Raw genomic sequence first — 14,606 nt, 5'->3', positions numbered from 1 at the left:
ATATAATATGTCAGATTATTTAAGTGTGTCAGCTTTAACTAAATATATTAAATATAAATTTGATCAGGATCCACACCTACAAAATGTATTGCTCAAAGGCGAGCTTTCTAACTTTAAAAAACATAGTAGTGGTCATCTTTATTTTAATGTTAAAGATAAAAATAGTGTAATCAGTGCAATGATGTTTAAAGGAAATGCTACAAAAATTGACTTCGAACCTAAAGAAGGTGACGAAGTGCTTTTAGAAGCACGTGTTTCTGTATATGAAAGACGTGGCAATTATCAAGTTTATGTTAATAAAATGCATATAGATGGCATTGGTAATTTATATCAAAAATTAGAACAATTAAAAAAGAAATTAACTAAAGATGGATATTTTGATCAAAACCACAAAAAAATGATTCCTAAGTTTCCTGAAAAAATTGCTGTATTGACAGCAGGTACTGGTGCAGCAATCAGGGACATCCATACAACTATCAATAGTCGATATCCTTTAGTTGAACAAATTCAAATTAACACTTTAGTACAAGGTGAGCAGGCTAAGCACGATATCATTGAAAAAATAAAACAAGCTGATAATTTAAATGTTGATACAATAATAATTGGTCGTGGTGGTGGTTCTATAGAAGATTTATGGAACTTCAATGAAGAAGATGTTGTAAAAGCGATTTATACATGTCAAACACCAATTATATCAGCAGTAGGTCACGAAACAGACTTTACACTTAGTGATTTCGTAGCAGATGCACGTGCAGCTACACCTACACAAGCAGCAGTGATGGCTACACCTGATCAATATGAATTAAGACAATATATTCAGCAACAAAAATTTTCTCTAACTAGGTTTATGAAACAACAAATTCAACATCGAAAACAGTATCTACAACATGTTGCTTCATACTATAAATTTAAAACGCCAACTTTGTTATATGATCAACAGATACAAAAACGTGATGATTTAGAGAAACAACTTAATTTAGCAATAAACTTTAAAGTCAATCAACAGGTACAAAAACTGCAATTAATAAAACAGAATTTCAACTTAAAACATTTCAAACAAAGCATTCAGAGAGAACAAACAACGATCAATCAACAACAAACGAATCTTGTAAAATTAATGAACCACCGCATTGTAAAACAAAGAAATAATTTAACTAATAAAATAGAGAATTTGAATAATCTTAGTCCAACCAATACAATGTTACGTGGTTATACGATTGTGAACAAAGAGGATAGGATAGTAACAAGCACGAGTGATTTAACTGAAAATGATAATATTGTATTAACAATGAAAGACGGTTCTGTTGATGCACAAGTTATGAAAGTAAGGTGTAAAGATGACGAATAAATCACAAAGTTTTGAAGAAATGATGAAAGAATTAGAAAATATAGTTCAAAAATTAGATAATGAAAATGTTTCTTTAGAAGAATCTTTAAACTTATATCAACGAGGTATGACATTATCAGCAAATTGTGATGAAACATTGAAAAATGCTGAAAAAAAAGTGAATGAACTGATGTCTGAAGAAAATGTTGAAGTCGATGAAGAAACTGAAAAGGACGAAAATCATGATGAATCATAAAGTTGACAATTTAACTGATGAAATAAATAAATTATTGCAAAATTCAATTCCGAATTCATTACTAAATACAGATTTAGAAAATAGCATGAGATATTCGTTAGAAGCAGGTGGTAAACGAATTAGGCCTGTTTTGCTTTTATTAACACTTGATATGCTAGCAAAGGATTACAAACTTGGCTATTCTTCAGCACTTGGATTAGAAATGGTACATACGTATTCTCTTATTCATGATGATTTACCTGCAATGGATAATGATGACTATCGAAGAGGCAAATTGACAAATCATAAAGTATATGGCGAATGGAGAGCAATACTTGCTGGTGATGCATTGCTCACTAAAGCTTTTGATATTATTATTAATGATGACAATCTGAAAGATGCTGTTAAAGTAAAACTTATCAAGCGCTTGTCATTTGCAAGTGGACATTTAGGTATGGTAGGCGGTCAAACGCTAGATATGCAAAGCGAAGGTGAAGGGTCTGCAGTAGACCTGAATACTTTAGAACATATACATCATGCTAAAACAGGGGCGTTATTAAAATTTGCTGTAATGGCTGCAGTAGATATTGCTGAACCCGAAACCAATGTCGCCAATTTATTAGAATCATATAGTGAACATTTAGGATTAATGTTCCAAATTAAAGATGATTTATTAGATATTTACGGTGATGAAGCAAAACTAGGAAAAGCTACAGGTAGTGATATCGAAAATGATAAAAGTACTTACGTTTCATTGTTAGGACAAAATGGTGCAGAAGAGAAGTTAAAGTCACATACTGAATCTGCATATGCTTGTTTAGCTCGTTTACCTGAGCGATATGACACAAGTAATCTAAAATTTATAATTGAATTATTTAATAATAGAGAATCTTAAAAAACTTACTAACTGCTTTTGATCCTTGTATATTATTTCAAACATTAAGTCATGCTACTGATTGTAGCATGACTTTTTATATATATGAATTTATAATTTTATAAATAAATATTCATTTGCTACTAAAATTGTAACTGTATTAGCCTTATAAAATAGAAGTATGTGCAATATTAAACAATCTACGAAAATAGGCAAGCAGTATATATAACAGTGAATAAAAGTATTTCAATCTAAATTAACTTTAGTAGTAGTATCATCATCCATGTGTTAAAATTATTGTATAAATATTCGTTTATAGAGGTGCTATACATGGCAAAAAAATCAGTAAGACATATTAAGATAAGAGAAATTATATCTAATGAAAAAATTGAAACACAAGATGAATTGGTAAAGCGGTTAAATGAATATGAGTTAAATGTAACTCAAGCAACTGTTTCTCGTGACATTAAAGAATTACAATTAATCAAGGTACCTACACCTTCTGGTCAATATGTTTATAGTTTACCTAATGACAGAAAGTATCATCCATTAGAAAAACTTGGTCGTTATTTAATGGATTCATTTGTAAATATTGATGGCACAGGTAATCTTTTAGTACTTAAAACATTACCTGGTAACGCTCAATCAATTGGAGCAATCCTAGACCAAATAGACTGGGATGAAGTGCTAGGCACAATTTGTGGTGATGATACTTGTTTAATTATATGTAGAGATGAATCTGCAAGCGAAAAAATTAAAACGCGTATCTTTAATTTACTATAAGTATAAGGAAGTGATTATGAATGCTACAAACCTTATCGATTAAACAATTCGCAATTATAGATGAATTAGAAGTGAATTTTGGTGATGGTTTAACTGTATTAAGTGGTGAAACTGGCGCTGGCAAATCAATCATTATAGACGCAATTGGGCAACTCATTGGCATGCGTGCATCATCAAACTATGTTAGACATGGTGAGAAAAAAGCAGTGATTGAAGGTATCTTTGATATTGATAATAGTAAAGAAGCCATTTCAATACTTCATGATCTATCAATCGATATAGATGAAGACTTTTTATTAGTAAAAAGAGAAATATTCAGCTCTGGTAAGAGTATTTGTAGAGTTAATAATCAAACAGTTACTTTACAAGATTTGAGAAAAATAATGCAAGAATTATTAGATATACATGGCCAACATGAAACACAAACATTATTAAAACAGAAATATCATTTACATTTATTAGATAGTTATGCAGAAAATACATATCAAACGTTACTTGAATCGTATGTTGATACTTTTGATAAATATAAAGCTAAGAAAAAAGAATTAACCGATTTAGAGTCAGCTGATCAAACATTATTACAACGGTTAGACTTGTTGAAATTTCAATATGATGAATTACAAGAAGCGAATCTTATTGACAACGAAGTTCCACAACTTGAAACTGACATCAAACGAATTCAAAATTCCGAAAGTCTTAGTTTAGCGTTAAACAATGCACATATTACATTAACGGATGAGCATGCCATTACAGACCGTTTATATGAATTGAGTCATCAATTACAATTAATCAGTGAAATTTTGCCAGAAAAATACGATGAACTAAAAGAAGATGTCGACCAGTTTTATTACACACTTGAGGACGCTAAACATCAATTATACGATGATTTAACGAATACAGAATTTGATGAACAATATTTAAATGAATTAGAATCTAGGATGAATTTATTAAATAGTTTAAAGCGTAAATATGGTAAAGATATCAATGAACTTATTATGTATCAAGATAAAATGGCTGACGAAATTAATAAGATTGAAAATTATGAAGAAAGTACAGCTCAATTACGTCAAGAAATAGATGATTTATATAAAAATGTTATGGAATTAGGGGAAAAGTTATCACAAGAAAGAAGAATTGTCGCTCAATCTTTGCGTAATCATATTGTAGATGAAATCCAAAATCTTCAGATGAACGATGCTAATTTAGAAATTTCATTTAAACCATTAGACACACCTAACCGAGAAGGTATAGAATTTGTAGAATTTTTAATCAGTCCAAATAAAGGGGAACCTTTAAAAAGCTTAAATAAAATAGCATCTGGAGGAGAATTGTCCAGAATTATGTTAGCGCTAAAAACCATCTTTGTAAAAACTAGAGGTCAAACAGCCATTTTATTTGATGAAGTAGATTCTGGTGTATCTGGTAAGGCTGCTCAAAAGATGGCAGAAAAAATGAAAGGACTGGCGGAACACATCCAAGTGATATGCATATCACATCTACCACAAGTTGCATCAATGAGTGATCATCATTTATTTATTAGTAAAAATACAGATGATGAAAGAACAACCACACAAGTTAAGGAATTATCAGGAGAAGAACGTATCGATGAAGTAGCGAGAATGATTTCAGGTGCTACTGTGACAAAATTAACCAGACAAAATGCTAAGGAAATGATAGAACAGAATCACAATTTATAATAAAAATTTAAATTCATTATTGTTATTTTTAGTGCTAGCTGAATTTGATAAATAATCAGTGAAGGAAGTTGATTTTATGCGATTCCAACAATTAGTTGAACCATGTGAAACAATGACTGGAAATGTAGCGGTTTTATATGCAAATGATGAGAAAATGATAGCAGTATTAGTTAAAGCATTAAAATTAACTAACATAGATATTTATATTTATGATACCCAAGACACTACGGAAATCATACGTTCTTTTGATTTAGAACCCCAAATCTTAAATAGGATTCATGTGCTAACATTTTCAAGTGATTACCAATTACTAAAACAATGTTCAGAAGATTTATCACAAGGAAAAATTACTGTTTTAATGAAAGGAAAAATGAAAGCCACATCAATGATTTCTTTTGTTTTAAGCAATAAAAATTTTATTGATCAATATGGCTTTTTAAATCATGTTGCGTGCTTTAGTATTCCTAATTATCACAAAACCTTAATGATTAGTGATGTTGCATATAATGTAGCTCCGACAATTGAAGAAAAAAAACAAATCATTAAAAATTTAACTACCTTCAGCAAAGCGCTAGGCTATAATGAGTTTAATATAGGTTTATTATCTTCAGTAGAACAAGCATCTATAAAGATATTGTCATCTATAGATGCTGAAAAATTAAAAAATATTTTCAATCGAACATCTGATACAGATGCGAAAATAGATGGACCCATTCTTTTTGATCATGCAATCAGTAAAAAAAGAGCAATTGAAAAAAATAATACATCCAGTATTGCTGGTAATGTTGATGCACTTCTAGTTTCCAATATAGATATTGGGAGTGCATTGTTAAAATCTTTAACTTATTTTGGAAATGCTTCAGTTTCTAGTTTGCTACTCGGAGCAAAATTTCCTATTGTCTTCACATCGAGGACGGAAAGTAAACAAAATAAATTAAATTCTTTATTACTTGCTTTGAAATCACAAAATAAATTTAACTTCTAATTATATTTGAATTTTTACACTATTATTTGGGTTATTAATTTTATAATATTGAATTTTGATGTAAGATAGTAAAGGATATAAATTAATAGAAAATTATTTCTTTTGCGCTTGTATTTCAGTAAAGTATGAAGAATACGATTTTTCTATAAAAGACTTATTGTAATCATAGTAATCATCAATATTTCATTATCTAGACAATTCATTTAAAGTATAGAATTAAATCATTTGAAAAATAAAGGATTTTAGAAATTTTAAAAACACGCATTGAAATCACTTTTAAAACTCAAAGGTGATTTTATTCGCATGTTTAAAATAATTAATATCAAACAATTTAGTTTAATAAAAAATAAAATTTGTTATGAATTTGATTTTTATATTGAATATTGATTTTCAATTACTTTGACGAACTTTTTGTTTAAATATGATTATTGACATAATACTAAGATTACAGTTAGGAGTAAAAATATGGCAGACGAAAAATATGATTTAGTAATTTTAGGTGGAGGTACTGCTGGGTATGTGTCAGCAATTAGGGCATCTCAATTAGGAAAAAAAGTTGCACTTGTAGAAAAGTCGCTTTTAGGTGGCACATGTTTACATAAAGGATGCATACCAACAAAATCACTTTTGAAATCAGCTGATGTATTAAGAACAGTAGCAAATTCGAGTGGATTTGGAGTAGATGTAGACGCATTTAAATTAAATTTTTCACGTATTCAAGCACGTAAAAACGAAGTTGTTCAACAAATGTTCAAAGGAGTTGAACAACTTATGAATCATAATAAAATTGACGTATTTAATGGGGTTGGACGAATATTAGGTCCATCTATTTTCTCACCTCAAAGCGGTACTATTTCAGTAGAATACGAAAATGGTGAATCAGAATTAATTCCAAATAATAATGTATTAATCTGTACCGGTTCAACTCCAATGCCTTTACCCTTTTTACCATTTGATGGGAACACCGTGCTATCCAGTGACGATATATTAAAACTAGATAAATTACCCCAATCACTAGCTATCATTGGTGGAGGTGTCATAGGTTTAGAATTCGCATCTTTAATGACAGATTTTGGGGTTGAAGTAGCTGTCATAGAAGCAGGTAAACGTATCTTACCGACTGAAAGTAATTCCATCGCAAATACATTAAAAAATGATTTAACACAACGTGGTGTGAAATTTTATGAAAATACACAACTATCAAAAGAACAAGTTTCAATTGAAGACTCTGGTATCAATATTTTATTGAATGATGAAACGACTCATTTTGAAAAATGCTTAGTCGCAATTGGTAGAAAGCCCAATACAGATGATATTGGCTTAAATAATACAAAAATACAATTATCAGATGCCAACCATATAATCATAAATGAATATCAACAAACAGAAGATAAACACATTTATGCTGCAGGAGATTGTATCGGTAAATTACAACTCGCACATGTAGGATCCAAAGAAGGCATAACAGCAATTGAACATATGTATGATGCTTCACCAATATCAGTTGACTATGATAAAATACCAAAATGTGTTTATACGCAACCTGAAGTTGCAAGTATTGGCCAAAATTTAGAACAAGCAAAATCTAAAAAGCTTAATGCAAAAGCCTTTAAAGTTCCGTTTAAAGCGATCGGCAAAGCTGTTATAGAAAATGTTACAAATCAAAATGGCTTTTGCGAAATCATAATCGATCAGGATCATGATACTGTACTTGGACTTAATATGATTGGTCCACATGTAACAGAATTAATTAATGAAGTATCATTAATGCAATTTATGAATGGCTCCACTCTAGAACTTGGATTAACTACACATGCTCATCCATCGCTATCTGAAGTGTTAATGGAGTTAGGCCTAAAAGTTGAAAACAGAGCGATTCATGTTTAAATAAGGAGGAAATAAGATGTTTGATTATAAATCAGTTGGACTCGAAGCGTCTGACTTACAAACCATGTATAAATGGATGGACTTAGGTCGTAAAATAGATGAGCGTATGTGGCTTTTAAACCGTGCTGGGAAAATCCCATTTGTCATAAGCTGCCAGGGGCAAGAGGCGACACAAATAGGTATGGCATATGCAATGCATGAGGGAGACATATCTTCACCTTATTATAGAGATTTAGCGTTTGTAACTTATATGGGCATGACTGCTTTAGACTCGATGCTAGCTGCATTCGGTAAACGTGATGATATAAATTCCGGCGGGAAACAAATGCCTTCTCATTTTGGAAAAAGAGAAAAAGGTATATTATCGCAAAGTTCGCCTGTTGGAACACAAATATTACACGCTGTAGGTGCTGCATTAGCATTAAAGATGGATAATAAGCCTAATATTGCTATGGCGACTGTGGGAGAAGGTAGTTCAAACCAAGGTGATTTTCATGAAGGTCTCAATTTTGCTGGCGTTCACAATCTTCCATTTATTTGCGTGATTGAAAACAACAAATATGCAATTTCAGTACCCGACACGCTACAATATGGTGCAGAAAAATTATCTGATCGCGCCATTGGTTATGGTATACATGGCGAGCATGTCGATGGTAATGACCCAATAGCAATGTATAAAGTAATGAAAGAAGCACGAGAACGCGCATTAAATGGTGAGGGATCGACATTAATCGAAGCAATGTGTACAAGAATGACTGCACACTCATCAGATGATGATGACAAGTATCGTACACAAGAAGAACGTGATGAGTTAAAATCATTAGATTGCAATCTAAAATTCAAATCTTTTCTATTAGAAGAAGGGATCATTGATGAACAATGGTTGGATGAAATAGAAAAAGAACATAAAGAGATTGTAAATCAAGCAACAAAAGAAGCTGAAAAAGCACCTTATCCATCACCAGAAGAGACTTACACATATGTCTACGAAGAAGGGAGCTTAAATAATGGCTAAATTATCTTATTTAGAAGCAATTCATCAAGGCTTAGACCAAGCAATGGAAAAAGACAATGACGTTTTTGTATTGGGTGAAGATGTTGGTAAAAAAGGTGGCGTGTTTGGTGTCACGTTAGGTTTACAGCAAAAATATGGAGAAGCAAGAGTATTAGATACACCACTTGCAGAATCGAATATTGTAGGTACTAGTATTGGTGCTGCTATGTTAGGTAAACGACCAGTTGCAGAAATTCAATTTGCTGAATATATTTTACCTGCCACGAATCAAATTATGAGTGAAGCAGCAAAAATGAGATACCGCTCTAATAATGATTGGCATTGTCCTATTACTATTCGTTCTCCATTTGGTGGAGGCATACATGGCGCACTTTATCATTCACAAAGTGTTGAATCCATTTTTGCTTCTACGCCGGGGCTTACAATAGTTATTCCTTCCACACCATATGATGCTAAAGGGCTATTACTTTCATCAATAGAATCCAATGATCCTGTATTGTACTTTGAACATAAAAAAGCATATCGCTTACTTAAAGACGAAGTCCCTGAATCGTATTACACTGTACCAATTGGTAAGGCAGATGTTAAGCGTGAAGGTGATGATATAACTGTATTTACTTATGGTCTTTGTGTCAATTACTGTATTCAAGCGGCTGATATGCTTGCTGAAGATGGTATAAATGTTGAAGTAGTTGATTTACGCACAGTCTATCCTCTAGATAAAGAAACAATTATTGAGAGAGCTAAATTAACAGGTAAGGTTTTATTGGTCACTGAAGATAACCTAGAAGGTAGTATCATATCTGAAGTAGCTGCAATTATTGCTGAAAATTGTCTGTTTGATTTAGATGCACCGATAATGAGACTTGCTGGACCAGATGTTCCTTCAATGCCATTTGCACCAACACTCGAAGATGAGTTTATGATTAATCCAGATAAGATAAAAATTAAAATGCGTGAACTCGCAGAATTTTAAGGAGGCACAATGATGGAAATAAAAATGCCTAAACTTGGTGAAAGTGTGCATGAGGGCACAATAGAACAATGGCTCGTTTCAGTAGGCGATAAAGTAGAAGAGTATGATCCACTTTGTGAGGTTATTACGGATAAAGTAACAGCAGAAGTGCCTTCATCATACGCTGGTACAATCCGCGAAATTATTGTGGAGGAAGGTACAACAGTAGCAGTAGGCGAAGTGATTTGTTATTTAGATACTGCGGAAGAACTATCTAATGAAAATACCAATAATACTACAAATAAACAAGATGAATTTACATCAGAAGCAACACAAACCATGGTTGATTCCTCTGATGAAAAAGATAGCACGATTGAGGCGTCAGATAATCTTCCGAAAAATAACGGACGCTTTTCACCTGTAGTCTTTAAACTTGCGTCTGAACATCAAATCGACCTTTCACATGTCAAAGGGACTGGCTTTGAAGGTAGAGTAACCAAAAAAGATATAGAGAAAGTAATTAAAGAAGGTACTAATAAACTAGGCTCAGAAATCATCGCTCCTAAAGACTCTCCTAAAGTCAATAAGCAAGTTCAATATAACGAACCATCTCCTGGCTCTGCGATACCAGTAAATGGTGTCCGCAAGCAAATTGCTGAAAATATGGTGAACAGTGTTAATGAAATCCCACATGCTTGGATGATGGTAGAGGCAGATGCTACAAACTTAGTTAAAACAAGAAATTATCATAAAAATAGTTTCAAAGAAAATGAAGGTTATAACCTTACTTATTTTGCGTTCTTTGTAAAGGCGGTTGCAGAAGGATTAAAAGCATATCCTTTACTTAATAGTAGTTGGCAAAATTCCGAAATAGTTATGCATAAAGATGTTAATATTTCAATTGCAGTAGCTGATGAAGAAAAATTATATGTTCCTGTAATCAAAAATGCAGATGAAAAATCTTTAAAAGGCATTGCTAGGGAAATAAATGATTTGGCACAAAAAGCACGTAATAAAAAATTAAGATCTGAAGATATGCAAGGTGGTACATTTACAGTCAACAATACTGGTACATTCGGCTCAGTATCATCTATGGGTATTATCAATCACCCAGAAGCCGCTATATTGCAAATTGAATCCATCATCAAAAAGCCCGTTGTTATTGATGATATGATAGCTATTAGACACATGGTTAATCTATGTATTTCTATTGATCATCGCATATTAGATGGTTTGCAAGCAGGTAGATTTATGAATTTCGTTAAGACAAGAATTGAGCAATACTCTATAGAAAACACAAGTATTTACTAGTTTTTATTGTATAAACGAGCGCTAATTTATATGAAAATGGTAAGTTAGAAATCAAAATTGATTTCTAACTTATTTTTTTAATGATCATTGTTCAAACATTAGACGATTAGCAAACTTGCTTTCTCATTAAACACACTTGTTGAACTATTGTCTATATATTAGTAAAATGAAATTAATAAATTGATAACGAAAGGTGATTTGAGTATGGATTTAAATTTTGATTTATATATGAATGACGTAGTAAGCCAAGCAAGAAATGAAATCGAGGAAGCGGGTTATGAACAATTAACAACAGCCGATGAAGTTGATAAAGTGTTAAGTCAAGAAGGTACATCACTTGTTATGGTTAATTCAGTTTGTGGTTGTGCTGGTGGGATTGCTAGACCAGCAGCTACGCATGCCTTACATTATGATAAATTACCAGACAGACTAGTGACAGTATTTGCTGGACAAGACAAAGAAGCTACACAACAAGCAAGAGATTATTTTAAAGGATACGCACCATCAAGTCCATCATTTGCATTAATAAAAAATGGTGAAATCACACAAATGATAGAACGTCATCAAATCGAAGGCCATGATGTAATGGACGTTATTAATCAATTACAAAATTTATTTGATACTTATTGTGATGAAAGATAGAGGTTGACACCGATGATGCGATTAAATCCATATCGAATCGGATTTAGAACAATTAAAACTGCTGTAGGTATGGCACTAGGAATTATCATTGCTAAATTAATGGGATTAGATAATTTTGCTTCTAGTGCCATTTTAGTAGTGCTTTGTATTAAACATACCAAAGTGCATTCACTTCAAGCGATAATATCTAGATTTGTATCTTGTATATTAATCCTTATAATAGGGTCAATAGCTTTCAGTTACTTCGGTCAAAATGCTATTATTTTAGGTCTAATCGTCTTATTTTTTATACCGCTCACTGTTGTATTTAAAGTACAGGAAGGCGTAGTTACAAGTTGTGTCATTTTGTTGCATGTATTTAATGCTGAAGTGATTAACATGCATTTGTTTATCAATGAAATTTTATTATTAATTGTGGGCCTTGGTATTGCATTTATAATGAATTTAATCATGCCTAGCCTAGACTTTAAACTTAAACAATATAAAGAAGAAATAGAAAATCAATTTACAACAATTTTTGAAACGTTTAGTAATACTTGTAAAGAACCTAATGCTTCATTAAGTATTTCATTCAACCAATTACAACTTACGATTCAAAAGGCAAAATCAATTGCATTTAGGGATGTTAAAAATCATTTTGTACGTAATGAAAATTCTTACTATCATTATTTTGATATGCGAGAAGAGCAGTTAGAACTACTTGAAAGAATGTCTAAAATGATACAAAACATTGAAACGAAAGATACGCTGTTAACTAAAATCAGCAGTTTATTTTTGGAAGTGGCTCATAACGTAAATAGTAATGACTATACAGTGTTACGATTGCATTCTCTCTATGAAATTAAAATAGAGTTAGAACAATTAGAGTTACCAAATACACATGCTTCATTTAGAACTAGAGCAAGTATTAAACAATTACTCAATGAATTAGAAGAATATTTAGAAGTTAAATCACAATTTGGATCCTTAAAATTACATAAAGATACAAAATCAACAATTTTTTCATAGAAAGCATAAATAATGATCACCTTGGCCTAGGTAAGAGAATGACATCTATTTTCTTTATACCTAGGCCATAATTTTTGTTGATTGTAAATTTCTTTTGTTCTTGATTCCGAAACCTTTTGATTGACTAGGGTTTTGAAATATTTCCAGTTATAATTTCTCATTATTTTTCATAGTATTTTAATGTGAAAATACTTATAAATGCGACGTATTTTTCCGAGACGCTTGAGGTGATAAGGGCAAGCTGAAGATTAAAGGCTAATGTCGTCGCCTAAGAAAGCGAGCCAACATACGAAGCATTGAATAAAAAAGAAGCACTCAGATGAATTGAATTAAATCACCTAAGTGCCATTTTTAACGGATTTATATCCTAATCCGATAAACAAAAATTTTTAAAAGTTAAGTTTTTGATTTTAATTCGTTAAAGGAACTATACTTGTTAAGATTAATGCAAGTACTACTGCTACCAACATAACTACAATTATAAATCTAAGCACTTTATTGTTATTCAATCTTTATTCCTCCATAATATATCCAATGCATTTTATTAATCATTATTGTATTTTGAAGCATCCACAATAATGTTAAATACCTTTATTTTAACAATGTATATTATAACATAACAAATCTAACACGTATAAACATATTTGTTTTACTAAACTTTAAACTTATGTAAACTAAAATAGATTGTGATTATAGAAAAGGGGATAAATATGATAAATGAAAAACGTCTATTAGAGACATTTTTAACACTCGTTCAAATTGATTCAGAAAGTGGAAATGAACAAACTATACAAAACCATTTGAAAAAATTAATGGAGCAACAAAATATAGATATCAGCGAAGACAAAGCGCGTATTCAAAATGAAACATTAGGTGCTAATAATTTAATATGCACATTAAAGGCTACTCCAAATTATGAGCATCTTGAAAAAATATATTTTACAAGTCACATGGATACAGTTGTACCAGGTCAAAAAATTGTACCAACTGTAAAAGAAGATGGATACATATACTCAGATGGAACTACAATTTTAGGCGCAGATGATAAAGCAGGTTTAGCAGCTATTATAGAATTTATCCGTGTTATTAACGAACAAAATTTGCCTCATGGTCAAATACAATTTATTTTAACAGTGGGAGAAGAAATAGGTTTAGAGGGGGCGAAAGCTTTAGATAAAACTTTAATAGATGCAAATTATGGCTTTGCGATTGATGCAAGTGTTCCAGTCGGTACAACAGTAGTAGGTGCGCCAACTCAAATGAAACTGAATGCCACAATATTTGGAAAAACAGCACACGCCAGTACGCCTAATCATGGAATTAGTGCAATAAATGTAGCTGCAAAAGCAATAAGTGAGATGAACTTAGGTCGAATAGATGAATATACTACAGCTAATATTGGTCGCTTTGAAGGTGGATCAGCTACCAATATTGTGGCTGAAAAAGTAACGTTAAATGCAGAAGCACGTTCGCATTCAGATGAAAGTATTATCAAACAAGTGAATCATATGAAATCTGTATTTGAAACAACTGCCAAAAAGTATCATTGTCATGCAGAAGTAGAAATCATCAAAAGTTATCCAGGTTTTAAAATTTCTGATGATGCAACGGTTACTTCTATAGCTAAATCTAGCGCTTTATCTTTAGGTTTAGAGGCAAATACCGTCATTTCTGGTGGCGGATCTGATGGCAATATAATCAATCAACTTGGTATACCTACAGTCATTTTAGGTGTCGGTTATGAAAACATTCACACTACTGAGGAAAGAATTTCAATTAAATCTTTAAATCAGTTAGCGAATCAACTTTTAAGTATCAACGATGTGCTTATTAAACAATCTATAAACTGATTAAGTGAATCTAAAGTTACCTTTGTGATACAATGTA

13 protein-coding genes and 1 pseudogene are annotated in these 14,606 nt (G+C 31.6%); 13 read left to right on the top strand and 1 reads right to left on the bottom strand.

What is annotated here, in order from left to right:
- Positions 1–7: 7 nt before the first annotated feature.
- The 12 genes from xseA (at position 8) to KA867_RS06025 (ending at position 12,719) form a co-directional block, all read left to right on the top strand.
- Complete coding sequence (xseA, locus tag KA867_RS06080; protein WP_210137378.1) at positions 8–1,348, top strand: exodeoxyribonuclease VII large subunit; 1,341 nt, start codon at positions 8–10, stop codon at positions 1,346–1,348.
- Positions 1,338–1,583 carry an exodeoxyribonuclease VII small subunit gene (locus tag KA867_RS06075; RefSeq protein ID WP_210137377.1) on the top strand — a complete coding sequence of 82 codons (246 nt, stop codon included), beginning with the start codon at positions 1,338–1,340 and terminating at the stop codon, positions 1,581–1,583. Before xseA ends, KA867_RS06075 begins: the two co-directional genes overlap by 11 nt.
- Positions 1,570–2,457, top strand: a complete 888-nt coding sequence (locus KA867_RS06070) for a polyprenyl synthetase family protein (protein WP_210137376.1) — start codon at positions 1,570–1,572, stop codon at positions 2,455–2,457. The genes KA867_RS06075 and KA867_RS06070 overlap by 14 nt, the downstream gene beginning before the upstream one ends.
- 309 nt (positions 2,458–2,766) lie before the next feature.
- Positions 2,767–3,219: a transcriptional regulator AhrC/ArgR gene (ahrC, locus tag KA867_RS06065; protein WP_019468379.1), complete on the top strand. Its 453-nt coding sequence runs from the start codon at positions 2,767–2,769 to the stop codon at positions 3,217–3,219.
- A 20-nt stretch (positions 3,220–3,239) separates the two neighbouring features.
- Complete coding sequence (recN, locus tag KA867_RS06060) at positions 3,240–4,916, top strand: DNA repair protein RecN (RefSeq protein ID WP_210137375.1); 1,677 nt, start codon at positions 3,240–3,242, stop codon at positions 4,914–4,916.
- A gap of 76 nt (positions 4,917–4,992) precedes the next feature.
- Positions 4,993–5,901, top strand: a complete 909-nt coding sequence (locus tag KA867_RS06055; protein WP_210137374.1) for a phosphate acyltransferase — start codon at positions 4,993–4,995, stop codon at positions 5,899–5,901.
- Between the two features lie 465 nt (positions 5,902–6,366).
- Positions 6,367–7,788 carry a dihydrolipoyl dehydrogenase gene (gene lpdA / locus KA867_RS06050; RefSeq protein ID WP_210137373.1) on the top strand — a complete coding sequence of 474 codons (1,422 nt, stop codon included), beginning with the start codon at positions 6,367–6,369 and terminating at the stop codon, positions 7,786–7,788.
- 16 nt (positions 7,789–7,804) lie between these two features.
- A complete protein-coding gene (locus KA867_RS06045; protein WP_210137372.1) occupies positions 7,805–8,803 on the top strand; it encodes a thiamine pyrophosphate-dependent dehydrogenase E1 component subunit alpha in 999 nt (332 codons plus the stop codon).
- Positions 8,796–9,779: an alpha-ketoacid dehydrogenase subunit beta gene (locus KA867_RS06040; RefSeq protein WP_210137371.1), complete on the top strand. Its 984-nt coding sequence runs from the start codon at positions 8,796–8,798 to the stop codon at positions 9,777–9,779. Before KA867_RS06045 ends, KA867_RS06040 begins: the two co-directional genes overlap by 8 nt.
- 12 nt (positions 9,780–9,791) lie before the next feature.
- A complete protein-coding gene (locus tag KA867_RS06035; RefSeq protein ID WP_210137370.1) occupies positions 9,792–11,069 on the top strand; it encodes a dihydrolipoamide acetyltransferase family protein in 1,278 nt (425 codons plus the stop codon).
- Between the two features lie 204 nt (positions 11,070–11,273).
- Entirely contained in the window at positions 11,274–11,711 is a 438-nt protein-coding gene (gene brxB / locus KA867_RS06030; protein ID WP_107385022.1) for a bacilliredoxin BrxB, read from the top strand.
- Between the two features lie 12 nt (positions 11,712–11,723).
- Complete coding sequence (locus tag KA867_RS06025) at positions 11,724–12,719, top strand: aromatic acid exporter family protein (RefSeq protein ID WP_210137369.1); 996 nt, start codon at positions 11,724–11,726, stop codon at positions 12,717–12,719.
- Positions 12,720–13,129: 410 nt separating this feature from the next.
- On the opposite strand, the pseudogene KA867_RS06020 reads toward KA867_RS06025, so the two are convergent.
- Positions 13,130–13,219: pseudogene (locus KA867_RS06020) on the bottom strand (hypothetical protein); the annotation flags it as partial.
- A 210-nt stretch (positions 13,220–13,429) separates the two neighbouring features.
- Between KA867_RS06020 and KA867_RS06015 the strand changes: the two are divergent.
- On the top strand, positions 13,430–14,569 hold the full coding sequence (locus KA867_RS06015; RefSeq protein ID WP_210137368.1) for a M20/M25/M40 family metallo-hydrolase: 1,140 nt from the start codon (positions 13,430–13,432) through the stop codon (positions 14,567–14,569).
- Positions 14,570–14,606: the final 37 nt, after the last annotated feature.

It is taken from the genome of Staphylococcus sp. GDH8C109P, assembly GCF_017893405.1.
Taxonomy (GTDB): Bacteria; Bacillota; Bacilli; order Staphylococcales; family Staphylococcaceae; genus Staphylococcus; species Staphylococcus cohnii.
The sequence above is the reverse complement of the archived record's forward strand: the minus strand, read 5'-3'. Positions and strand labels throughout refer to the sequence as shown.